Below are 20,929 nucleotides of genomic sequence, written 5' to 3'. Positions count from 1 at the left end.
ACCTGAGAATGCCAATCCAGTCGTAATTGGTGCAGTCCGATTAGCTGTTGGAGGACTCGCTTTGCTGCTATTTGTTTTAATTCAGAAAAAATTAACGTTTCGCAATTGGCCCATTCGTGTAACGATTGTAGCAGCGATTAGTATGGCAGCCTATCAACCATTATTTTTCCAAGCTGTTTCGATGACAGGAGTAGCCGTTGGAACAATGGTTGCGATCGGTAGCGCACCCATTTTAGCTGGAATTCTTGAATGGTTAATGAAACGGAGCATACCAAAAAAGCAATGGTGGATGGCAACGACAATGGCGATTATCGGAGTCCTGCTTTTGTTCGTTAATACAAATCAAGGCGAGGTGAATCTATCTCCACTTGGAATCAGTATGGCACTAGGAGCAGGATTATCGTTTGCTTTGTATACTTTAGTGAGCAAACAACTTTTAGAACAACAAGCTCCTGAAGCGGTTGTTGCCGTTGTCTTTACAGGAAGTGCGATCTTATTAACACCTATTTTATTTTTTTATGACTTATCCTGGCTGTTGCAGCCAACAGGTATAGGTATAGCTCTTCATCTTGGGTTATTTGCTACCGCAATCGCCTATTTATTTTTTGTTCACGGCTTAACAGGGGTTACAGCATCTACAGCCGTTACGCTGTCGCTTGCAGAACCATTAACCGCTGCTGTGTTAGGTGTGTTCTTAGTTGGTGAACACTTACCGTTTTTATCATGGATCGGAATCGCGCTGTTATTTATCGGCCTAGGATTCTTATCGTATGCTCCGAAGGAAAAAGGATCGATGAAAAAGAAACATGCTTCCTAATATCTAAATGCGTCGGTAATCATTGACGCATTTTTTGCGTTTAATGATAAAATTTCACGTCACCTTGATCATCCTTGTTTCTCGTTTGTCCGATCCCTTCTTCAGCCACCTTTATCCGAAACTTTTCATACAGATATAAAGCAAGCATCTCAAAGCGTTCTTGATCAGGCATACCGTCAATCAATTTCTTAATATCTCGATCATCAAAATCATGCAAAATGCCATTAATGATAATAAGGGCATCTTCTTCATCACCTGTTAAATGATTCTTATATAGATCATACAGTTCATCAACAAACTTCATAACTTTTCACTCCTAGCTTTTACTGGTAGTACTAGGTTGAGTTTGATGATCTTTAATTATTCGAAAAAATTCCAATAGCCTACTAATGAAAAGAAAGAAAAAGTCCGATATGATAAGAGTCGAGGTGATCTGTATGTTTATTTCCCCGATGCTATTAGATGAATCCTCTGTACCGCCAGAAGATTATGCAAATGTCATAACAGAATTAAAGTTAGACGGAATACGTCTGATCTACAGTAATTTAAGTGGAATTCCAAGGTTATATACAAAAGAAAAGAAAGACGTTACAGCCCTATTTCCAGAAATTACAAACATCGATCTCCCATCTGGTACCGTGTTAGACGGCGAAGTTATTTCAGCCAATGGTGACAATAAACCAGATTATGATCGGTTAATGAAACGATATATGTCTAATCAAGTACTAAGGGAAATTCCGGTCCAATATGTGGCTTTTGATATTATGTTCTATAACGGAAAGCAAATTACCACGTTCCCACTTATTAAAAGAAAATCAATATTAAGTCAAGTCATCCCAACAGATACGATAAGTATCGTAACCTCTCAATGGATTGAAGGCAATTCTAAGTCTTATTTTCAAGTGATAAAGGATTATGGGCTTGAAGGGATTGTTGTGAAAAATCCTAGATCTAAGTACAAAATAGGGAAGAGGTCTACGGATTGGCTAAAAATCATAAACGAAAACTATAGACGCTCTGAGGGATTCTGTAAAAAACCGGTATGGAACATACAATGGAAGACAAGAAAAGATAGAGAAAAGCTTTATGAAATGTATCGGAAAATGATGAGAAACTAACAGGAAATTGACTTCAATAAAGGGGTCAATTTTTTTATCATTTTTTAATTGAATTTTCTATACATTTCAAACACCATATGATAAGATGAATTCGATGAAAATGATTCTAATTATCAATTGGGTCTGGGGATATAAAAATGAAAAAAGTGTACTTTTGTAAAGAAAATGAATTTAAAACGAAAAAAACATATAAAGCGTTAAAAGAGCAGTATCCTGATATTATGATTAAAAGAAAGGGCTGCCTTGGCAAGTGTAAAACATGTAAAAGCTGCCCGTTTTCTTTAGTCGATGGAACAGTTTTAGCCTGTGAAACAGGGAAAGAATTGTACAAGAAGTTACATAAGCGAATGTTGAAAGAGTCCGTCTAACAAAAAAGTTGTGAAACCTATAATAGGTGACACAACTTTTTTGTTGTCAGAAAATCTGACGTAACAAACTTATTTGTACGAATATTCAGGTAAGATAATAATAATCGTTTCAACTATTTCAACAGTGAAAAGGGGTTGAACAAACGTGTATAAACAAAGTGGAGAACAACTCTTGCAAGAAAAGTATAATACTCAAAAGCGAGCAGCGGCGTTTTACCAAAATCAGATGTTATCAAGTTTAAACGAGATGATGCAAGAGTTCATCACAGGTCAGGAAATGATGTTTATCTCTACTTCAGATAGCAAAGGAAGATGCGATTCCTCTTTTCGTGCTGGTGAAAAAGGCTTTGTACGAATTATTAATGATCGAACAGTTATGTATCCAGAGTATCGAGGGAATGGTGTCATGGCTAGCATGGGAAATATAATGGAAAATCCACAAGTTGGATTAATGTTTATTGATTTTTTTGAAAGTCAAATCGGGTTACATGTAAATGGAACAGCTTATATTTGTGAAAATAAAGAATTGGACACATTGCGTTTATCAAAAGAGCTAAAGGAAGACATTGAAGCGAAAGAAGGAAAAAAAGCGGAAAGATGGATTGTAATCGAAGTGGAAGAGGCATTTATTCATTGCTCTAAACACGTACCGTCATTACAAAAAAAGCATGTGGATCAAAGTACAACGAAAGCAAAAGGTGATTTTTTTAAAGTGAAACAAACAAAACAAGAAATAGCAGTAAAACATAAATAAAAAGCTGAAACAAAAATGACTTTTACCTCAATTAGTCATTTTTTGTTTCAGCTTTTTTATTAGGCATTTAGTTCGTGGAATCTAAATATTTCCAATAACTCATCTTGATTTGTTAGCACGTCAGCAAGCGTATACGTATCAAGTACACTTAAGTAAGCTTGTAAGGCTTCATTTAAAGCAAACTTTAACTTGCAAGCAGATGTAATGATACAAGTATTGTTTTTTCGATCAAAGCATTCGACAATTTGCATATTTTCTGTGTTTCTCACTACAGCTCCAATATTAATCTCTTTTGGATTTAAAGCTAGTTTGATACCTCCATTTTTCCCGCGAATGGTTTTAATTAAGCCAAGTTGGCCTAGTTCATAAACAACTTTGCTCATATGGTTATTAGAAATATGATAAATCATAGCAATGTCTTTAATTCTAGCAAGTTCTGAATTTTTTTTTGACCCTAAATATATAAGTGTCCGCAAGGCGTAGTCTGTGTAAGAAGTTAAATGCATGTAAATCACTCCTATTCGTTGTCCATTAATACGATCGTTAAAAATGTTTGATCTTTAAATGATTGTTATTGTTTAATAATTCTATCGTACAGGAAACAAAGAAGATTGTCTTTAATTATGTAAAATTTAGTAAGGGATTAGAGCAAAAACCATGTGAGAAAAAATAACATTAAAATAATATCGTTTTAAATGGATAATGAAAAGGCTCTTTTCGCAAAGATGGTGAGGGCATTAAAAAGGTCGATTTTAAGCCCTCACACAGAGGAGAAACCGGAGAGGTCGTCACTTCCTAAGGTGCAATGGAACAGCGCTTAACTGCTACTACTTAAAAACAACAAAGGAGCGTCAAGAGTCTGTTAATTAAGTCGGGTAAATAGAAACTTTAATTTCACGAAGTCTTTTTTCTTCTGTAGATTCAACTTGGAGTGTGATATGCTCATACGTCAGCTGTTCCCCTTTTTGAGGAAAACGCTGGAATTTTTCAGTTAACCATCCTCCTAGTGTGTGATAAGAAGAAGGAGGCAAATTAACATTGGTTAATCTGACAAAATCATCAAGAGGGTAATCGGCCGCAATCATATAAGTCGTTGCATCAATTTGGTTTAAAAGCTTAACTTTCTCGTCATGCTCATCCCAAATTTCACCTACAATTTCCTCAAGAATATCTTCTAACGTAATTAATCCAGCCGTGCCACCGTACTCATCAATGACGATAGCCATATGTGTTTTTTGTTTTTGGAGCTCAGGTAACAATTTAGATACTTTCATGGACTCGACAACAAACAAAGGCGTCCGTAACAAATCTGAAATTCCAGGTTCAGTCTGTGTAATAAGAGATTTGAGGAAATCCTTTTCAGACAGAATACCAACTATGTTATCAATACTGCCTTCAAAAATGGGTATACGGGAATATTGCTCGCGAAAGAAAACATCCTTAATCTCATCAATTGAAGATGAGCGATTAACGGCCACAATATCTGTCCGAGGCTTGAGAATTTCAGCGACAATAATGTCGTTGAATTCAAGCGAACGGTGAACAAGCTCTTTTTCGTGACTTTCAATGACACCTTCTTCTTCACTAATGTCAATCATCACCTTTATTTCTTCTTCTGTCATTGAAGGATGGTGTTCTTTTTTTCTAACAAATCTAGAAATCCCTTTTCGTAACTGAATAAACGCCCATGTTACCGGTCTAAATACGTTAACCAAAATGGTCATGATTGTAGCGGTTTTTAATGTGTAGGTTTCTGCATATTCTTTTGCAAAAGATTTAGGTAAGATTTCCCCAAAAATGAGAACTAAAATCGTTAAAACAAATGTGCTAATGAAAACCCCTAAATTAGGTCCGAAAATGGCAATAGCTAGCTGAGAGGAAAGGGTAGCTGCAGCAATATTGACTAGATTATTTCCTACTAATATCGTCGTGAGCGTTTCGTCAAAATTGGTCGAAATACGCAACGCTTTATTGGACCCTTTTACCCCTTCTTCAGCATAATTTTTCAAACGAATTTTATTCACACTTGAAAAAGCTGTTTCAGCAGAAGAAAAGAAAGCAGATAGAAAAAGTAAAAATGCTAAAAGAAAAACGAGACTAAGTGGTATCTGTGTCAAACGAACACTCCTCCCAAAAAGAATTAAGAAGGATTATGAAATCCAAAAAGTTGTTTGTAGTATCTCCAAATCTAATAAAATTAGTAACGATGTTAGAGGAAGAATAAAATAGAATGGATCTTCATTTTTTCTACAAACTTTTTGAGTAGGATAAAAGCAAACAACTATTTTGGAAAGAGGGTACATGAAATGAGAATGGAAACAAAAAGCGTATTAGCTGGAATTCTAACGTTTGCTCTATTTGTAACAGGATGTGCAAATGATGAAGCAACGGATCATCATGGTGAGCAACATCACGAGGTCGAGGAACAACATGATCAAAAGGAGCATGTACATCACGAACATCATGAACAAAGCTCAAATGATCGAGAAGTGCTAGAAAAGGAAGCTGCTACTGCACCAAGTTCGTTTAATGAACGAGCAGAAAATGGACTACTTGTAGAAAATACAAAGAATGTAACCAGAATAAACCAAGAGGACCCCGTAATGGCATCGATTGCAGTTGCACAAACGGTTTGGCCTGCAACGCATGAAGAAAATCAACCTGGAACCGTCATAGTGGCACCAGTTGGTGATTGGCAATATTCACTAGCTGCACTAACACTCGTCCATCATCCCAATGACGGTCCTTTGTTGTATATGGATGATTCCATTTCAGAAGAGGTAATTGCTGAAATTAACCGTCTACAGCCGAAAGGAAACGACGAAGGGATCCAGGTACTTGTCGTCGGAAATGTAGATGAGCAAGAACTAACGAAATTAAATGATTTTCAAGTTCAGAACATTACAGGAGATAGTCCAGCTGACTTTGCAGAAAAAATCGAACAAATATTTTTTGATACAATTGGACATGTTCACCCTTCTGTGATTATCGGCTCCGCAGATGACGAAGCTATTGGTTATACAGTTCCAACCGGAAATTGGATTGCTCACATGAACGAATCGCTGTTATTTGTCCAAAATGATGAAATTCCTGAGGAAACAAGACAAGCATTAGAAAAACGCGAAGGTGAAGCAATTATTTATTTAGCTGGTCCAGAACATATCATTTCTGAAGATGTAGAAAATGAACTAAGAGAATATGGAACGGTTCATAGAGTTGCGGGAGATGACGTAGTTCAGCAAGCCATTCAATTCTCTTCATTTAAAGATGAACAGACGAATTTTGGCTGGGGCATCACGACACCAGGTCACGGATTTGTGTTCACTTCAACTGAAACACCAGAATTAGCTATTGCTGCTGCTCCATTAGCACATTTAGGAAAACATGCACCAATGCTTTGGTTAGAAAACGGAGAAGTAACAGATTCGATCTATCGATACTTGGCAACAGTCAAGCCGGCATTTAAAGAAGATCCAACAGAAGGTCCATACAATCATGGCTATGTAATAGGGACTTTTGGTAAGATATCATTTGAAACACAAGGTGTGATCGATGACAAGTTAGAAATTGTCTCCATAACAGGAGATGATCATGCTCATCATTAAGTGAATGTGAACGGGAAGGCAGCTCATTGTTTTTCGCCTTTCCGTTCTTTTTTAAAGGAGAATGGATAGATGAACAGATTGTTAGTAGTGGATGATGAAGTTCAGATGCAAAGATTAATATCGATTTGCTTAAGTGAACAAAATTATCATATTGATCATGCCTCATCAGGAGAGGAAGCACTTCGTTTTCTAAGCGAGAAGCATTATGATCTCATGCTCCTCGATGTGATGATGCCAGCGATGAGTGGTTATACAGTTCTTGAGAAGATCGAACAACAATATTCCTCGTTGCCTGTTATTCTCTTAACAGCGTTAGGGGAAACGGAACATATAGTAAAGGGGTTGGATTTAGGGGCAGATGACTATGTGACAAAACCATTTGAACCTAGTGAACTCAGAGCCAGAGTCCAAGCCGTTCTTCGGAGAATGGAAAAACAAAAACATGAACAGGTAAACGAATTATTTGGAGTCTTGCTAAATGAACAGCAAAAAACGTTTACAGCAAATGGACAAGTCTTACCACTGACAAGAAAAGAATATCAAATTTTGCACCGCTTGTTTTGCAACCCAGGCCAAGTATTTACAAGAGATCAATTGCTGGAGCTGGAATGGGACGGTTTTGCTGATCGCTATGACCGGAATATCGATACGCATATAAAAAACATTCGGGAAAAAGTAAAAAGTGCTGGTGTTGAGAAGAAACTGATCGAAACAGTATGGGGAATTGGGTATAAATTCGCGCACCCTGAGCAAAACACATGAAGCTCTCAACAAAATTAATTTTTCTCGTGTTCTTTTCTTCTTTAATTGGAATTATGGCTATGAGTATTTCGTTTTACCAAGTGTCAAAAACCTTTTACAAGACCCAACTACAACAAGATATTGAACATCGCCTTGCAGCCCATCGTGAAATTATCGAAGAAGACTTTACTTCTCATACTCTTCATCATGTTGTAGTGATGGAAAGGAGAGGGCCTGAAAGTTCATTTATTATCTTTGATGCAAACTTTCGAGTAATGGACTACTCTTATCCAGTTGATCCTGAGAGATTGATTTTCTATCGTGAATGGGTAAGCCAAGTGAATGAATTAAGCCAAACACAGTTTGTCGAAACAATCGCTCACCACATTCCTCATATTTGGTCGGCTGTTCCGTTAAAACAAAATAATGTGGTCGTTGGGTATCTGTTTATTGATCAAGATACAGGAGATTTTGAACAAGCAAAATCGAAGTTGCTTTTCATTTCCATGATTATGGCTTTGTTTTCTCTTCTTTTGTCAGCTATCATTACTATTTATTTATCAAAAAGGTGGACAGACCCATTAGTAAAAGTACGTAATTCTACAAGGGAGATGGCAAAAGGAAACTTTGAGGTAAGGTTGGATGCAAAAGGAAATGATGAAATAGCTGATTTGATGAAAGACACCTCATCGATGGCTGAACAACTAAAAGAATACAGGGATTCAAGACAACAATTTTTAACAAATGTTTCGCACGATCTACGCACTCCGTTAACGTACATGAAGGCATATGCGGCAATTCTCATGGAGAAAACACAGTTAGAAAAAGAGGCACAGGAGCATGCTACTGTCATTTATCAAGAGGCGAAGCGAATGGAGCGTCTCGTCAATGATATTTTTCAGTTAGTGAAGCTTGACGAGGGAAAATACACAATTGATTTTCAAGAGGAGGATTTGGTGCAACTCGGCAAAGAAATACTCCAGAAAAATAAGGTAGAAGCAGAAAACAAAACAATCCAGTTTACTTTTTCAAGCAGTGATCCTGAAATTGTGGCTATGGTCGATCGAGAAAGGTTTGAACAAATTTTGTTGAATTTAGTTACGAATGCTATTCGACATACGCCAGAAAATGGCACAATCTCTCTTGTTATTGAACAAAAGCCTTCTATAATTTCAATTACTGTACATGATACAGGAGAGGGGATTCCTAATGAAAACCTAAAGCATATTTGGGACCGGTTTTATCGAGTTGAGAAATCACGATCGACAAAACATGGTGGCAGTGGATTAGGTTTAGCCATTACAAAACAACTTGTGGCATTACACAATGGAGAGATAACGGTAAAAAGCAAGGTAGGGGAAGGAACGATTTTCGTCATAAAACTACCAAACAACATGCATATATGAAGGGAAACAGATCTAAATGAATAAACGAATTCTAATTATAGCTATATTATTTTTGTTAACAGCCTGCGGGGAAAGCGATCATGTGGAATCTTTCATGCATGTACACGGGTTGGAGTTTGATCATAGCGGTGATCGTTTTTATGTTGCGACTCATCATGGACTTATAGATGTTAGCGAAAAAGGCTGGTATAAAGTTGGGAAAGATGAGGAACAGCATGACCTTATGGGTTTTACTATTTTACAAGATGGAAAAATGATCTCGAGTGGGCATCCAAGTCACAAGTCAGATTTAGAAAATCCACTTGGAGTAATTGTAAGTGAGGATAAAGGTGAATCATGGACACCAATTGCACTTCACGGAGAAGTAGATTTTCATGTTTTGCATGTCAATAAAAGGAATGAAAACATAATGTACGGGATTGATTCTTATCACTCTGAGCTATACAAGTCAGTAGATGGTGGCGACCAATGGGATCAAGTCGTTACAGAAGGTTTACCAGGATCTGTTGGAGAAGTTTATGCCCTTACGACGAGGTTAGAAAATCCTGATGTGCTCTTAGCAGGAACAGAATTCGGACTATTCATCTCTGAAGATGGAGGCTTAAAGTGGGATGAATATCAAAAGGACTTTATAGCTACTGCTTTTGAGTACGTTAATGAATCAGAGCTGCTGCTTGCCTATTTTATAGGTGAAAAAGAAGGTTTACATGTAAGTGACGATTTTGGGCAAACATGGGTCTCGATGAATCTTCAATTAGAAGAAGATGCAGTAACCTATATAAGTGTTCACCCATTTAATGATGATGAAATAATCGTTGGGACAGTACAACAAAGTGTTTATCGAACAACAGATCTAGGTCGGAATTGGGAAGTGTTGGCAACAGAAGGCGAACCCAACCAAGCCTATCATCCAAATAATGAAACGTGATAATGTGATTATTGTTGGGGAGGATAAGGGAAAAAGAATTTGTGGTGATCGTGTGGAAAAGAAAATCATTGAATTAGCACCTCCTCATTTGCAGGAAAAAATGAAAGAAGAACTGGGGGCTTTGAGTTTCACAAAAAACTTCAGATCGGCTACAGCTGAAGAGTGGTATGTTTTTCTTAAACATTATCATGATCCGAAAACAGGAGGAGCTGCAGGTAAAGCAATCATACATTATGATCTACAAGGGAATCGAGATGTTTTTATTAACACAACAATTATTTTCGACGACCCGACCCTTTACGAAGACCATCTTCAACCACTTGTCTATGCCATAGCTGATGAATTAGTCAATCGTCTAGTTGGGTATGCCAATACGCTACTAGCCGTACATGCAGGAGCCAACTCCTTTGAAGCCGAATATGTTCGTTGATAAACGAAAAAGCTGTGTAATTCTCGTATGAAAAAGAGATTACACAGCTTTTTTAAGTTGTGTCTATTTCTTTGTCGATCACTAATTTGAGTAGGCGACTGCATCATCTAACTTTTGTGCATTTTCTTGAATTTCAACAGCATAATCACTTTTGGCAGTACCATGGTCGTCTATATAATTTTCAAGACCGCCAACTCCACGATGATAGGCTGTAAGTGCATAGTTCCAATCCTCATATTGATCATAAAGATAGTGTAAATAGACGACAGACAGTTGAATGGAATATAACGGATCAAACAGCAGATCATCTTCGTAAGGAAGTTCGGCCATCTCGGCAATCCATGGAGCTGTATTTTTCATGAATTGAGCCATTCCGTATGCATGTCCATACCGCGTTTCTGGACCGACAAGAGTCGGATCAAAGGTTCCCCCTGTTTCTGTTTTGAGCAATTCATATACGATAAACGGATCAATTTCACGTTGTTGTGCGAGTTCTGCTAAAAATATGCCCCATTCCTTTTTAAACTTCCCGTCACTATCCTCAAAAAATTGTTCAGCGAGCAATGACGAAGCAACCCATGATTCATAGTTGAGCACCATATCTTCTGAGGCATTAAAATTTGATAGGTGTTGCTTCAGTTCCATCATCTCTATTTCTATTTGTTGTTCTTTAAGTTCATTATTTGAGTCAGAAATGGCTTGTTCTAATTTTGCTTTTTCAACATAAAGGAATCCAATCGTGAACGCAAACAAGGTAAACAAGCCAGTAAAAAGTATTCGTTTCATAGATGTGTCACCTCTTTTTCTTGAATAACGTCGTCTATCTTAACGAATTCCGGCTAAATTCTCAAAGGTGTAAAGAATCCATAAAGCATAGGAGAAGGTGCTGTAGTTTCTTTTTTTAAAGCAAATCAACTAGGATCTTCTGTTTCACCCCACATGCTTTGCCTTCCTTCAATATTCAACTAATTTTCAGGAAGGCAGTAGAAAATTTAATAAAAAATGGAAAATATTCTTAATTTGAACTGTATTTTTATGGAAATACCTTGAAACATTTTGAAATTCATCATATACTACATTACAACAGTAATGCACTATGTTGTTGAGGGGGTGTTTTATTAGATGATTCAAAGTGATGGGTCAAAGCCGATTTACGTACAGGTTTCTGAATGGATGGAAACAGAGATTTTACGTGGAAGTTTTGAATCTGATCAAAAAGTCTATTCACAGTATCAATTGGCAGATATGTTTAACATAAACCCGGCTACCGCGGCAAAAGGATTAAATATGCTAGTAAATGAAAACATTTTATATAAAAAGCGAGGATTAGGATTATTTGTTGCAAGTAATGCAAGCGAAATGATCTTAACTCGAAGGAAAAATGAAAATTTAGCAAACTTGGTCATGGATGTAGTGAGGGAAGCAAAACATCTACATGTAACCGAGCAGGAACTAATTAAGATGATTCAGCTATCATTTACAAAGAAGGAGGATGACAAATGAATATAGTTGAGTTTCAAAATGTGACAAAAAAGTATGGCCCTAAAACAACCATAAATAATCTCTCCTTTGCAATCGAAGAAAATAAGATTACAGGAATTATTGGTAGAAACGGTGCAGGAAAGACCACTACATTGAAGATGGTAGCAGGACATATTAAACAAACCTCGGGGGACATAGTTGTTTTTGGGGAGAATCCATTTAATAGTTTACTAGTATCAGCAAACATGATTTTTGTTCACGATCAAATGAATCTACCAACCTCTTTGCGTTTAACTGATATTTTAAAATCGGCTGAAATGTTCTATGTAAATTGGGATTCAGAACTAGCTGGACGGTTGTTTCGCTATTTCTCTTTGGACCCGAAGCAAACTCACGACAAATTATCAAAAGGAATGAAAAGCACATTTAACATGATAGTCGGATTGGCATCAAGATGTCCTTTAACAATTTTTGACGAACCGACAACGGGGATGGATGCAGCTGTGCGAAGTGATTTTTATCGGGCTTTGTTAAAGGATTACCTAGCTCATCCACGGACAATTTTGATATCAAGTCATCATTTAAATGAGATAGAAGAGTTATTGGAGGATATTCTTTTGATCAAAGAGGGTCAGAATCATTTGCATCTGTCTTTATTAGAACTAAAAGAAATGGCGATTGGCCTATCTGGCAATAAAGAAGTGCTTCAAGAATGGATGGGGGATAGGGAGGTTTATTACCGAACTAGAGTAGGACTTGATGATGTTTACGTTGTTACGAAAAACACTTTTACTAAAGAAGATCTTGCAAAAATGACCGATACAGGAGTTGCCATTTCAGCTGTGTCACCAAATGATCTGTGTGTCTATTTGACGAGTCCATCAACGGGAGGAATTGATGATGTCTTTAAGTGAGATTTCATTTTCGACAACAGTGAAAAGATTGTATTTTTATAAATTGAAAGCGAATGTAGGTATATTTAGTTCATTAGTATTGTTGCAAATAATGGCCATCTTGTTTTCGTTAAACGGTACTGGACAGATGGGAACGGGGGGGATGGGCTTTTCGGTTAGTGTCAATTATTATTCAGCGAACTTGGTCATTGGATTTACTATGTTGTGGGCTTTTATCCAATCGATCATGCTCACAACAAAGTCATTTCGATATGATGATTTTACCTTTGTCACAAATCGGGTAACGAGTAATATTGCCAATATCGCCTTCTTAGTGACCGTTAGTTTCGTCGGCGCAGTACTAGCTTTATTAACGAGTCCACTTTTAAAAGTAGTCGCGTATTATTTTCTGAATCATGAAGTTCTTTTAGAAACCAGCGCCTTCTATTCTCCAACGGAGTTTATGATTGGTGTGGGAGCAACGAGTTTATATGTTTTACTTTTTAGTGCATTAGGTTATTTGGTAGGGACATTCGTTCAAATAAGCAAAATATTTAGTGTGATTTTGCCTGCGGTCTTTTTTGCTACTTTATTTTTGGAAGCGAGAGAAGGGGCAGGGAACCTTTTGGCATCGATCATTTCTGCTTTGTTTACAGAGTCGTCATTTGCTTTGTTTTTCATTAAGGTCGGAGGAAGTGTTCTTTTGTTCTTTTTCTTAGCTACCATCATGTCTAATAGACTGGAGGTAAAACAATGATGTTTCTCGGAACGATTATTATGTTTGGTTTTATTGTAATCGTGATCACCTTATCACTAAGATTATCACGTTCCAAACAAATTTCCATTTCCTCAAGTTGGAAGACGAAAGGATTTATCGGTGGATATACGGGCCTATTAGTAATAGCTCTTGTAGTGTCAATGTTCCTGCCGATTGAAACAGCCAAACAGCATTCAATTAGTCAAATGGATTTGGATCAAAGGTATCAACAATTTTATGATGCAGCTAATGAAGGAAGAATCGATGAGGTAGACTCCATATACGTTGCTAACACATGGGAATTTGAAGTAGAGGATAGGATCATTGAAGTTATAAGCAATAACAATGAGTATGTAGGGGTTTCGGTTTTTGCACAAAGAAAAGAGACGAATGATGGAATAGTTGAGTTAGCGTATTATACAACAAGACCAATGGTTGAAGGGTACGATTTATCACATTTAATCAAACCAACACAAGTAGGCTTTGAAAATAACACGATAAAATTGAGTCAGCCTGAGGATGTACATGTGAACTTTACGAAATTTACAAATGAATTTACGATTAGTCAATTCACGGGAGAACCGAGTCTTATGGACCCAGATTATAGTACCGTTCAAATAGGTCCTTCTTTATTGTTCATAAAAATTCCAAAAGACACCGAACTGGTGGACTTATCTGATATTTACATTAACTTTGTAGATGAAGCGTTACTGAATCAATAAAGTGAAAGCTGCCCTTAACAAGTGATGATGTTTGTTAGGGGCAGCACGAATTACTCCTTTTCTTCCAAAACCATACGTAAACCATATTTGGGTCTTAACGTAATAAGCGGTTGTGGTTTTACTATATGATGATTTGATGCGAGCTTCCACTTAAATCGTTTTGCGATACAAGCTAAAACCAACACCGATTCCATAATTGCAAAGTGGTTTCCGATACAAACGCGCGGTCCGCCACCAAATGGAAAATAGGCGAAAGTTGGAATCGTTTTAATAAAGTTGTTTTCAAACCGTTCTGGGATAAATTGTTCCGGGTTTTTAAAATATTCTTCCCTTCGATGAACGCCGTATTGACTCATCATAATCATATCGCCTTTTTTGAAATGATACTCGCCTACATTCACATCTTCATCAGCACGTCGTCCGATCACATACGCAGGTGGGTACATGCGAAGGGCTTCTGAAATAACGTTTTGTGTAAATGGCAACTTTTGATAGTGCTCGGGAGTCACCGGGGTGTCTCCAATAACTGACTCTATTTCATCATGAAGCTTTTGCTGCTTTTCAGGATGTTGTGTCAACAAATATAAAGTCCATGAAAGTGCATTCGCTGTTGTCTCGTGCCCTGCTAAGAAAATCGTCATTAGTTCATCTTTGAGTTGATCATCTGTCATTTTTGCACCACTTTTTTCATCGCGAGCTTGCAATAATACCCCAAGAAGATCTTGAGAAATAGAGCCTTCTTTTCTTCTTTTATCAATAATAGAGGAAATAACCTCATCCAATGATTTTATTGATTGTTTATATGTTCGATTGGCCTTGGTCGGAACCCACAATGGTAGAGGATATAGAGACCTCATCCTTTTAACAGCCAGTTTCATATACGTATCCATCGGTTCTCCGATTTTTGAAACTCCTTCTTCAAACTCCATACTAAACATGGTTTTTGCAATAATACCTAAAGTAATATTCATCATCTCATCGGTTATAACTACTTCTGCTCCATGTTCCCAATTAGACAGACATTGATTAGTCGTGTCAATCATATCCTGTGCGTACTTGCTAATATGAGCGTGTTGAAAAGAAGGCTGAATCATTCGCCTCTGCTGGATATGAACTTTTTTTTCACTTGTGAGAAGTCCTTCCCCAACAACATCCTTCAAGATTTGCAAATCTTGGGACTTTACAAAGCTTTTTTGTTTTGTGACGAGTATTTCTTTTATTAAAGCTGGATTAGATACGACATACACTCTTCTTGGGCCAAAGCGAATTTTGGCCAAATCTTTATATTCGGTTGAAAGAAAAGTGAGAAACCCAAGTGGATCTCTTTGAAAATCTTTCACATGCCCAGTCAACCATTTTCCGCTTGGTCCGTTTATAATCTTCTCTTTTGTCATCAGTCTTTCCCCCTTTTTTCAGTGCCCTCCTTTTTTTAGAGTAAGGTGACATACGGTTTAGTTTATGAATAAAGGTTGTTTTGGCTTGTACGGTAGCGGAACCCTCTTTTTTATTTGTGAAACATGGACAAATCTGCAAGCAGCATACACGTTTTTGAATATATAAGTAAAAGTACAACTTTAGGTTGAAAGGGGAAGGCGGAAAATGGGGAAAAAGAAAAAAAGAAAAAAACAGGAAGTGAATCTAGGCAAACTCGTAAAGCATTTTGGCTACAGATCAGAGGTGAAACTAAATAAATGGTTACACCAACTATTTGAAGATGATCAAATGATGAAATTAATAAAACAAGGAGCGAAAAATCACAGGAAGGGATTGAAGGAGTTACGAGAATATATGAATGTTATCGCTCTTTACTTAAACGTTCCTACTAAAGAAGATGTAGCAAACGTAGCAAAAATTTCAAAGCAAATCGAAGAAAAGGTGGATGCAATAGAGGAAAGACTAATGACTGGTTCAACGGAAGTTAAACGGCCAGAACGAGTCACGAAATATGAATATAAAAGAGAATTAAAAAAACTATTAATTCAAAGCATAGTAGATTCATCTAACTTAAAAGAGAAATAACTTATCGTTTGTAAGGAGGAAGCTAGATGGATGAGAAACAAGACAAGGGTACTAATAGGTGGGAAGGCATTCGATCAATCTTTCTAGACCCGGTCCCAAAAGTTGGCCAAACAAACAAAGAAACCATATGGAAGCTAAACAAATCTACATTATTCTATTATCCATCTCCAAACAAACAATACAATACACCATTGTTTTTGATCTACTCACTTATTAATGAATCATACATTCTCGACCTTCACCCGGGTATAAGCATGATAGAAGCATATGGAAAAGAAGGATATGATGTTTATTTACTCGATTTTGGAAAAGTCGGCTATGAGGATAAAGACATAAAGCTTGATGATTATATTCGTACGATTGAAAAGGCAGTGAAACGAGCAAAAATACACGCCAATTCAACAGATATTAGTGTAATTGGCTATTGTCTAGGGGGCACATTAGCTGTAATGCATGCGGCTATTACAAAAGAATCAATAAAAAATCTCGTACTGCTTGCACCTCCAATTAATTTTACAGACTCACCTTTTTTGAAAAAATGGTTCAAAGATCTTAAAAATCATGATTTAAACATGGAGTTACTAGATGATTATGGGATCGTTCCAGCAAAAGTAATGGAATGGATGATGAGGCTTGTGGTATCACCACTAACGTATAGTTCTTATTTGTCACTGTTTCACCGCGCGAATGATCCAGCTGCTGTAAGGAAATGGCGGTTATTTAACCAATGGGTAAAAGGACATGTACCATTTTCTGGTGCTGCCTTAAAGCAATTCATAACGGAGGTTATTAGAGACAATAAACTAATCAAAAGCCAGCTTATCTTAAATAGGAATGATGTTTTGTTATCAAGAATTCAGGCCAATTTATTAGTCATTTCCACAACTGGAGATGACCTTGTCCCTGAATTCTTTACGAAACCGTTGATGAATGAAGTGTCGAGTCAAGATAAGACATACAAACTAGTAAAAGGAGGGCATGTTACGCTTGCTATGACTGGAGAGATTCCCGATTTTCTAAGTGAGTGGCTAAGAGTGAGGTCATAAAAGCTCTGCTCCTATTGTGAAGGAGCAGGTTTTTTTTTGAAAGCCCAATTAGTATGTAATTCAATTAGGTATATTCTTCTTCTTCATACCTTTTAATAAATATCCACCTTTAAACTTACGAGGTTCATAAGAAACAATAAAGGCATGTGGTTCTTTCTCTTCAATCATGCTGATGAGTTTTTGTTCCATGCTTCTTTTTGTTAAAATTTGTAATTGATATCTTGTGCTATCTTTGCCCATTCCTTCAAAAACAGTTACTCCAAACCCTTCATTTCGCAAGCTTGAAATTAAGTCAACATTCCTTGTTAACAGATTTACTGTTAATGTTGTATATCCTAAAGCTAGTTTATTCTCGATGTATCCTCCAATGTAGATACCAGCTCCAAACCCTACCGCATAGGTTAGCATTTCAGCGATGTTTTGTTCTCCACTTAGTACGATTGAAAGACCAAAAATATGAACTAATGCCTCCAAAAAGCCAAAGGCAGAAGCAAGGATAGTCATATTCTTTACTACAAAAATAATTCTAAGAGATAATACCGGTACTAAAATGATCTGAAGTAATAATATTAAAAAGATGTTATACATAAGCGTCACCCTGTCATTAACCTTTGGACTTCTGCTCATATCATTTCCAATTCAGTTTTGCGATATGTAACCAAACCAAAAGTACTGCACATGTAAGACAGAAGAATGATCATACTAAATATGATAAGAGAGCTGTCTTATCTTTCATAACTCAGGACAGGAGGATTTAACATGAGCAAAAACAATCCACAAGGTCAGTACGATGAAGTAGAATATTCTGAGGAATTAGCTGACGCTAAAGACAAAGAAGCTATGGCGAGAATGGATCAAGCCGATGAACGCGCTCAAAAAAAGCAGGAAAAAAACAGGTAACCGGTTGGGGTGAAAAGGTCTAGTTAGACCTTTTGCGCTATTTCATTACTTATGTAAAAATAAAGTTCTTGGTCTTTAACTATATATTTTTGGATGTAGATGAATTATAGTTAAAGTAACTATGAATAGATGAGGTTTTTATTTTATGGGACGGATGAAGAAATTTGATGAGACAGCTCAACAAGTTCTTAACTTAATGAAGGATACCATTTCAGCAAAAACATTCTTTGTTGCGACAACTCAGGATGAACGATTTCGAATTTTACAAACCATTAATCAAGAAGGCGGTTGTTCAATCCCAGCTAAAGTGGATGCACCATTATCGGAATCCTATTGTGGAAAGGTGGTCCATGACAGTAGACCACTATTAATAAAAAACTCCCTTCAATCAGATTTAGTTAACAACATGCAAGTTACATATGATTTTTCAATCGGTTCCTATTTAGGTGTGCCCATCACATTTGAAGATGGGACGACATTTGGAACGCTCTGTGCTTTGGACCCATCTCCTTATGTACTGGAAGAAAGGGATATTAAAAAGCTGGAAGGGTATGCAAAGTTAATTGCTAATTCTTTAGAATTGGAAAAGGCCTTTTTGAAATTACAAGATTATGAATTACAAACAAAAAAAGAGTTTCAATTAGCAAGAAATGTCCAACGTTCAGTCATAAGCAAACCATATAAGGATGCTCATATAGAAATTGATTCTATTTATACACCATCGTTTCATTTATCGGGAGATGTATGTACGTGGTACAAAATTAAAGAGAATCTTTATGGTGTGATTGTATTAGATGTCATGGGGCACGGTGTCTCATCCGCTTTAATTGGAATGGCGCTGCATGCATCACTAAAAGACATTATCATGCGCGAAGTTGAACCGTTTGAAGTAATGAACGAATTGAATCAAGTTGTTCTTACGTTATTTGAGGACGACTCAAATATGGTCACTTTTGTGACAGGAATATACACACTAATTGATTTTAATATAAAAACCGTTCGATATATGAACGCAGGACATCCCCCTGGTTTAGTCATACATAGTAAGCACCATGAATTATTAGATAGAGGCTCTATGCCTTTAGGGATCTACCCCCAATTAACTCAAAAGACAGGGGAGGTTTCTTTTGAAAGTGCAGATGAAATTTTGTTGTATTCAGATGGATTAACAGATTTTCTCTACACGGAAAAGGAAAGTGCAGCTGAAACAATGGCAAGAGAGCACTCAACAGCTAAAAAGGAAAATCAAACAACGATTTCTCACTTTTCCAATTACGTGCATTCTCAGTCAGATCATGCTGACGATATATGCTTAGTTTCCATTAAATTAAAGCGCTAAAAAATGGAGTCAGTTTGTTCGATTTAATCGTTAATAGCTGATATGATGGTACTGAATAAGGTGAATGATCGGAGGAAAAATGATTTATGTAGTTATTTTCGCGGGCATTGTCTGTGCAATATCTCTTATTATAACGTTAAATCTTACAAAAGTTGAAGACGAAAACTACAGTAGTAAAAAAAGTGTAAATAGTCAGCTCTGGTTGTATCTTGGATTGATTCCGGTTGTGGCTTTAATTATGTATCTAGGTTTTGTTTTTGTCTTTTAAAAGCATGAGAGAGCTAGATGTAATCATAGCTAGCTTTCTCATGCAAAGGTTATCATCTCGGTTTAACTAATTCCCACTCGAGCATATTATCTTGTTGATTTACTTTCTTCATACCTAATTTTTCTAAAACTTTAATGGAGGCAATGTTATCCTCTAGACATTCCGCTTTTACTATTTCAACCTCCTCAAATGCAAAAGCCCATTGTATTAAATTTTGTACGGCTTCTGTTGCAAACCCCTTATTTTGGGCTTCTTCTATAATGCCATAACCAATCTCAACGCTTTTTTTTGAGTCTGGTTTTCCTTTGAAGCCTATATCGCCTATAACCACATTCTCTTGAGCGATAACGAACCAAACACCCCAACCTAGAAGAGATTCATTTTGTTCAAGATCATTAACATAACTTTCAATATGAGGGCCGATTGGATAATGGCTTTCAATGCTGGATAAGCTTTCGTTTGTACAGGGAATTAGTGTTAATCGTTTTGTGTTTATTTTCATGATGTTCTCCTTTGTAAATAGTCATGTTTTGTGTGAAAATTATAAATAAATTTAGTTTAAACAGGCGTAGACTATCTATTACGTTATGTCTTTAGTTTACATCTGAAGAGAAATTTGGCAATATAATTCTGAAATAATAACATTGTTGGAGGAAAAGATGGCTGAGATAAATTTTGAGATTGTAGAACATGTAGTAGTTTTATCAGAAGGAAACAAAGGCTGGAAGAAAGAAGTGAACCTTATTAGCTGGAATGGTCGAGAACCGAAATACGATATTCGAGATTGGGCACCAGATCACTCAAAAATGGGAAAAGGAGTTACTTTATCCGAAGACGAAATGCAAATTTTACTAAGAGCTTTTTCGAATAAATCATGATATAAATGATCAGGGAATCTATGTTAATGTAGATTCTTTTATCATTTTCATTTATTATACAGAATGTGATAAAGTTCACAGAATGATTGTGACCTTATGACTAAAATAAAGGTGAAACAAGATACTAATGAAAGAGATGATAAAAATGGTGACACGTGAACTAGTAGAAGTAAAACAATATTTACAAGAAGAATTAAAAAATCATTATTATGTTGTTTGGGAAAAAGTTGAAATTTGTTCTGACGATAGTGACACGATCTCAACAGAAGAGGTTGTAAAAGTGATGTTTGAACCAAGTGACAACAGTTCACTCGTTCCGATGTTTGTAGTTACCGTTTTAAACCCGAGCGATATTGAAGACACATTAGAAGTTGTTAAAAAAGAGTGTAAAACCATTTTTAAAGAAAAGGTACCTGCCTAAAAATTTTATAAGCTCTAGAGGGTACTGAAAAAGGAAA

26 protein-coding genes are annotated in these 20,929 nt (G+C 36.6%); 19 read left to right on the top strand and 7 right to left on the bottom strand.

Annotated elements, in window-relative coordinates; translation table 11 throughout:
- On the top strand, positions 1–817 hold an 817-nt coding region (locus JCM9140_RS04185; protein ID WP_034742743.1), incomplete at its 5' end, for an EamA family transporter.
- 40 nt (positions 818–857) lie between these two features.
- On the opposite strand, the gene JCM9140_RS04180 is transcribed toward JCM9140_RS04185, so the two are convergent.
- Positions 858–1,121, bottom strand: coding sequence for a DUF6154 family protein (locus JCM9140_RS04180; protein WP_034742740.1), 264 nt, complete (start codon positions 1,119–1,121; stop codon positions 858–860).
- Positions 1,122–1,254: 133 nt separating this feature from the next.
- On the opposite strand from JCM9140_RS04180, the gene JCM9140_RS04175 reads away from it, so the two are divergent.
- From JCM9140_RS04175 to JCM9140_RS04165, 3 genes are all read left to right on the top strand, one after another.
- Complete coding sequence (locus JCM9140_RS04175) at positions 1,255–1,935, top strand: ATP-dependent DNA ligase (protein ID WP_052002050.1); 681 nt, start codon at positions 1,255–1,257, stop codon at positions 1,933–1,935.
- Positions 1,936–2,072: 137 nt separating this feature from the next.
- Complete coding sequence (locus JCM9140_RS04170; RefSeq protein WP_034742736.1) at positions 2,073–2,303, top strand: DUF1450 domain-containing protein; 231 nt, start codon at positions 2,073–2,075, stop codon at positions 2,301–2,303.
- 145 nt (positions 2,304–2,448) lie between these two features.
- Positions 2,449–3,057 (top strand): pyridoxamine 5'-phosphate oxidase family protein, encoded by a 609-nt coding sequence (locus JCM9140_RS04165; protein WP_034742733.1) that lies wholly within the window; start codon positions 2,449–2,451, stop codon positions 3,055–3,057.
- Between the two features lie 59 nt (positions 3,058–3,116).
- Here JCM9140_RS04165 and JCM9140_RS04160 read toward each other — a convergent pair whose 3' ends face one another.
- A complete protein-coding gene (locus tag JCM9140_RS04160; RefSeq protein ID WP_034742731.1) occupies positions 3,117–3,563 on the bottom strand; it encodes an Rrf2 family transcriptional regulator in 447 nt (148 codons plus the stop codon).
- A gap of 360 nt (positions 3,564–3,923) precedes the next feature.
- The gene (locus JCM9140_RS04155) at positions 3,924–5,174 is read right to left on the bottom strand and encodes a hemolysin family protein (RefSeq protein WP_034742729.1); all 1,251 of its coding nucleotides are present in this window, start codon (positions 5,172–5,174) and stop codon (positions 3,924–3,926) included.
- A 189-nt stretch (positions 5,175–5,363) separates the two neighbouring features.
- Between JCM9140_RS04155 and JCM9140_RS04150 the strand changes: the two genes are divergently transcribed.
- The 5 genes from JCM9140_RS04150 (at position 5,364) to JCM9140_RS04130 (ending at position 10,167) form a co-directional block, all read left to right on the top strand.
- Positions 5,364–6,662: a hypothetical protein gene (locus tag JCM9140_RS04150; protein WP_034742727.1), complete on the top strand. Its 1,299-nt coding sequence runs from the start codon at positions 5,364–5,366 to the stop codon at positions 6,660–6,662.
- 69 nt (positions 6,663–6,731) lie between these two features.
- The gene (locus JCM9140_RS04145; RefSeq protein ID WP_034742724.1) at positions 6,732–7,424 is read left to right on the top strand and encodes a response regulator transcription factor; all 693 of its coding nucleotides are present in this window, start codon (positions 6,732–6,734) and stop codon (positions 7,422–7,424) included.
- Between the two features lie 59 nt (positions 7,425–7,483).
- Complete coding sequence (locus JCM9140_RS04140; protein ID WP_235715270.1) at positions 7,484–8,809, top strand: sensor histidine kinase; 1,326 nt, start codon at positions 7,484–7,486, stop codon at positions 8,807–8,809.
- Positions 8,810–8,825: 16 nt separating this feature from the next.
- On the top strand, positions 8,826–9,737 hold the full coding sequence (locus JCM9140_RS04135; RefSeq protein WP_034742718.1) for a F510_1955 family glycosylhydrolase: 912 nt from the start codon (positions 8,826–8,828) through the stop codon (positions 9,735–9,737).
- A gap of 100 nt (positions 9,738–9,837) precedes the next feature.
- Entirely contained in the window at positions 9,838–10,167 is a 330-nt protein-coding gene (locus JCM9140_RS04130; RefSeq protein WP_052002052.1) for a hypothetical protein, read from the top strand.
- A gap of 81 nt (positions 10,168–10,248) precedes the next feature.
- Here the strand turns inward: JCM9140_RS04130 and JCM9140_RS04125 are convergent, their stop codons facing one another.
- A complete protein-coding gene (locus tag JCM9140_RS04125; RefSeq protein ID WP_034742716.1) occupies positions 10,249–10,953 on the bottom strand; it encodes a transglycosylase SLT domain-containing protein in 705 nt (234 codons plus the stop codon).
- A 336-nt stretch (positions 10,954–11,289) separates the two neighbouring features.
- Between JCM9140_RS04125 and JCM9140_RS04120 the strand changes: the two genes are divergently transcribed.
- Genes JCM9140_RS04120 through JCM9140_RS04105 form a run of 4 tightly spaced genes read left to right on the top strand, consistent with a single transcriptional unit; the run spans position 11,290 to position 14,021 of the window.
- Positions 11,290–11,670, top strand: a complete 381-nt coding sequence (locus tag JCM9140_RS04120) for a GntR family transcriptional regulator (RefSeq protein WP_034742713.1) — start codon at positions 11,290–11,292, stop codon at positions 11,668–11,670.
- Positions 11,667–12,563: an ATP-binding cassette domain-containing protein gene (locus tag JCM9140_RS04115; RefSeq protein WP_034742710.1), complete on the top strand. Its 897-nt coding sequence runs from the start codon at positions 11,667–11,669 to the stop codon at positions 12,561–12,563. Before JCM9140_RS04120 ends, JCM9140_RS04115 begins: the two co-directional genes overlap by 4 nt.
- On the top strand, positions 12,550–13,299 hold the full coding sequence (locus tag JCM9140_RS04110) for a hypothetical protein (RefSeq protein WP_034742708.1): 750 nt from the start codon (positions 12,550–12,552) through the stop codon (positions 13,297–13,299). Before JCM9140_RS04115 ends, JCM9140_RS04110 begins: the two co-directional genes overlap by 14 nt.
- Complete coding sequence (locus JCM9140_RS04105) at positions 13,296–14,021, top strand: hypothetical protein (RefSeq protein ID WP_034742706.1); 726 nt, start codon at positions 13,296–13,298, stop codon at positions 14,019–14,021. The genes JCM9140_RS04110 and JCM9140_RS04105 overlap by 4 nt, the downstream gene beginning before the upstream one ends.
- Before the next feature lie 50 nt (positions 14,022–14,071).
- Here JCM9140_RS04105 and JCM9140_RS04100 read toward each other — a convergent pair whose 3' ends face one another.
- The gene (locus tag JCM9140_RS04100) at positions 14,072–15,415 is read right to left on the bottom strand and encodes a cytochrome P450 (protein ID WP_034742705.1); all 1,344 of its coding nucleotides are present in this window, start codon (positions 15,413–15,415) and stop codon (positions 14,072–14,074) included.
- A 205-nt stretch (positions 15,416–15,620) separates the two neighbouring features.
- On the opposite strand from JCM9140_RS04100, the gene JCM9140_RS04095 reads away from it, so the two are divergent.
- Together JCM9140_RS04095 and JCM9140_RS04090 are read left to right on the top strand one after the other, a co-directional pair.
- Positions 15,621–16,040 (top strand): hypothetical protein, encoded by a 420-nt coding sequence (locus JCM9140_RS04095; RefSeq protein ID WP_034742702.1) that lies wholly within the window; start codon positions 15,621–15,623, stop codon positions 16,038–16,040.
- Positions 16,041–16,066: 26 nt separating this feature from the next.
- Positions 16,067–17,086: an alpha/beta fold hydrolase gene (locus JCM9140_RS04090; RefSeq protein ID WP_034742699.1), complete on the top strand. Its 1,020-nt coding sequence runs from the start codon at positions 16,067–16,069 to the stop codon at positions 17,084–17,086.
- A gap of 60 nt (positions 17,087–17,146) precedes the next feature.
- Here the strand turns inward: JCM9140_RS04090 and JCM9140_RS04085 are convergent, their stop codons facing one another.
- Entirely contained in the window at positions 17,147–17,674 is a 528-nt protein-coding gene (locus tag JCM9140_RS04085) for a DUF2179 domain-containing protein (RefSeq protein WP_034742696.1), read from the bottom strand.
- A gap of 171 nt (positions 17,675–17,845) precedes the next feature.
- Between JCM9140_RS04085 and JCM9140_RS22965 the strand changes: the two genes are divergently transcribed.
- Together JCM9140_RS22965 and JCM9140_RS22310 are read left to right on the top strand one after the other, a co-directional pair.
- On the top strand, positions 17,846–17,986 hold the full coding sequence (locus tag JCM9140_RS22965; protein ID WP_081727555.1) for a YfhD family protein: 141 nt from the start codon (positions 17,846–17,848) through the stop codon (positions 17,984–17,986).
- Positions 17,987–18,131: 145 nt separating this feature from the next.
- Positions 18,132–19,325: a GAF domain-containing SpoIIE family protein phosphatase gene (locus JCM9140_RS22310; RefSeq protein WP_052002049.1), complete on the top strand. Its 1,194-nt coding sequence runs from the start codon at positions 18,132–18,134 to the stop codon at positions 19,323–19,325.
- Between the two features lie 320 nt (positions 19,326–19,645).
- On the opposite strand, the gene JCM9140_RS04070 is transcribed toward JCM9140_RS22310, so the two are convergent.
- Positions 19,646–20,095, bottom strand: a complete 450-nt coding sequence (locus tag JCM9140_RS04070; RefSeq protein WP_034742693.1) for a GNAT family N-acetyltransferase — start codon at positions 20,093–20,095, stop codon at positions 19,646–19,648.
- 157 nt (positions 20,096–20,252) lie between these two features.
- Between JCM9140_RS04070 and JCM9140_RS04065 the strand changes: the two genes are divergently transcribed.
- Both JCM9140_RS04065 and JCM9140_RS04060 read left to right on the top strand, forming a co-directional pair.
- Positions 20,253–20,471 (top strand): YdbC family protein, encoded by a 219-nt coding sequence (locus JCM9140_RS04065; protein WP_034742690.1) that lies wholly within the window; start codon positions 20,253–20,255, stop codon positions 20,469–20,471.
- 127 nt (positions 20,472–20,598) lie between these two features.
- Complete coding sequence (locus JCM9140_RS04060) at positions 20,599–20,892, top strand: hypothetical protein (protein ID WP_034742688.1); 294 nt, start codon at positions 20,599–20,601, stop codon at positions 20,890–20,892.
- Positions 20,893–20,929: the final 37 nt, after the last annotated feature.

Origin of the sequence: Halalkalibacter wakoensis JCM 9140 (genome assembly GCF_000513095.1) — a bacterium.
GTDB lineage: Bacteria > Bacillota > Bacilli > Bacillales > Bacillaceae_D > Halalkalibacter > Halalkalibacter wakoensis.
Note: the sequence above shows the minus strand (reverse complement) of the source record. Positions and strands in the feature narration are given on the sequence as shown.

What these genes read in the sequence shown, in the direction of transcription:
- JCM9140_RS04175 (WP_052002050.1), top strand. Translation starts at nt 1,255, where the DNA reads ATGTTTATTTCCCCGATGCTATTAGATGAATCCTCTGTACCGCCAGAA.
- JCM9140_RS04145 (WP_034742724.1), top strand. Translation starts at nt 6,732, where the DNA reads ATGAACAGATTGTTAGTAGTGGATGATGAAGTTCAGATGCAAAGATTA.
- JCM9140_RS04065 (WP_034742690.1), top strand. Translation starts at nt 20,253, where the DNA reads ATGGCTGAGATAAATTTTGAGATTGTAGAACATGTAGTAGTTTTATCA.
- JCM9140_RS04085 (WP_034742696.1), bottom strand. Translation starts at nt 17,674, where the DNA reads ATGTATAACATCTTTTTAATATTATTACTTCAGATCATTTTAGTACCG.
- JCM9140_RS04170 (WP_034742736.1), top strand. Translation starts at nt 2,073, where the DNA reads ATGAAAAAAGTGTACTTTTGTAAAGAAAATGAATTTAAAACGAAAAAA.
- JCM9140_RS04125 (WP_034742716.1), bottom strand. Translation starts at nt 10,953, where the DNA reads ATGAAACGAATACTTTTTACTGGCTTGTTTACCTTGTTTGCGTTCACG.
- JCM9140_RS04140 (WP_235715270.1), top strand. Translation starts at nt 7,484, where the DNA reads ATGAGTATTTCGTTTTACCAAGTGTCAAAAACCTTTTACAAGACCCAA.
- JCM9140_RS04130 (WP_052002052.1), top strand. Translation starts at nt 9,838, where the DNA reads ATGAAAGAAGAACTGGGGGCTTTGAGTTTCACAAAAAACTTCAGATCG.
- JCM9140_RS04060 (WP_034742688.1), top strand. Translation starts at nt 20,599, where the DNA reads ATGAAAGAGATGATAAAAATGGTGACACGTGAACTAGTAGAAGTAAAA.
- JCM9140_RS04090 (WP_034742699.1), top strand. Translation starts at nt 16,067, where the DNA reads ATGGATGAGAAACAAGACAAGGGTACTAATAGGTGGGAAGGCATTCGA.
- JCM9140_RS04105 (WP_034742706.1), top strand. Translation starts at nt 13,296, where the DNA reads ATGATGTTTCTCGGAACGATTATTATGTTTGGTTTTATTGTAATCGTG.
- JCM9140_RS04110 (WP_034742708.1), top strand. Translation starts at nt 12,550, where the DNA reads ATGTCTTTAAGTGAGATTTCATTTTCGACAACAGTGAAAAGATTGTAT.
- JCM9140_RS04100 (WP_034742705.1), bottom strand. Translation starts at nt 15,415, where the DNA reads ATGACAAAAGAGAAGATTATAAACGGACCAAGCGGAAAATGGTTGACT.
- JCM9140_RS04115 (WP_034742710.1), top strand. Translation starts at nt 11,667, where the DNA reads ATGAATATAGTTGAGTTTCAAAATGTGACAAAAAAGTATGGCCCTAAA.
- JCM9140_RS04095 (WP_034742702.1), top strand. Translation starts at nt 15,621, where the DNA reads ATGGGGAAAAAGAAAAAAAGAAAAAAACAGGAAGTGAATCTAGGCAAA.
- JCM9140_RS04180 (WP_034742740.1), bottom strand. Translation starts at nt 1,121, where the DNA reads ATGAAGTTTGTTGATGAACTGTATGATCTATATAAGAATCATTTAACA.
- JCM9140_RS04160 (WP_034742731.1), bottom strand. Translation starts at nt 3,563, where the DNA reads ATGCATTTAACTTCTTACACAGACTACGCCTTGCGGACACTTATATAT.
- JCM9140_RS04135 (WP_034742718.1), top strand. Translation starts at nt 8,826, where the DNA reads ATGAATAAACGAATTCTAATTATAGCTATATTATTTTTGTTAACAGCC.
- JCM9140_RS04120 (WP_034742713.1), top strand. Translation starts at nt 11,290, where the DNA reads ATGATTCAAAGTGATGGGTCAAAGCCGATTTACGTACAGGTTTCTGAA.
- JCM9140_RS22310 (WP_052002049.1), top strand. Translation starts at nt 18,132, where the DNA reads ATGGGACGGATGAAGAAATTTGATGAGACAGCTCAACAAGTTCTTAAC.
- JCM9140_RS22965 (WP_081727555.1), top strand. Translation starts at nt 17,846, where the DNA reads ATGAGCAAAAACAATCCACAAGGTCAGTACGATGAAGTAGAATATTCT.
- JCM9140_RS04070 (WP_034742693.1), bottom strand. Translation starts at nt 20,095, where the DNA reads ATGAAAATAAACACAAAACGATTAACACTAATTCCCTGTACAAACGAA.
- JCM9140_RS04150 (WP_034742727.1), top strand. Translation starts at nt 5,364, where the DNA reads ATGAGAATGGAAACAAAAAGCGTATTAGCTGGAATTCTAACGTTTGCT.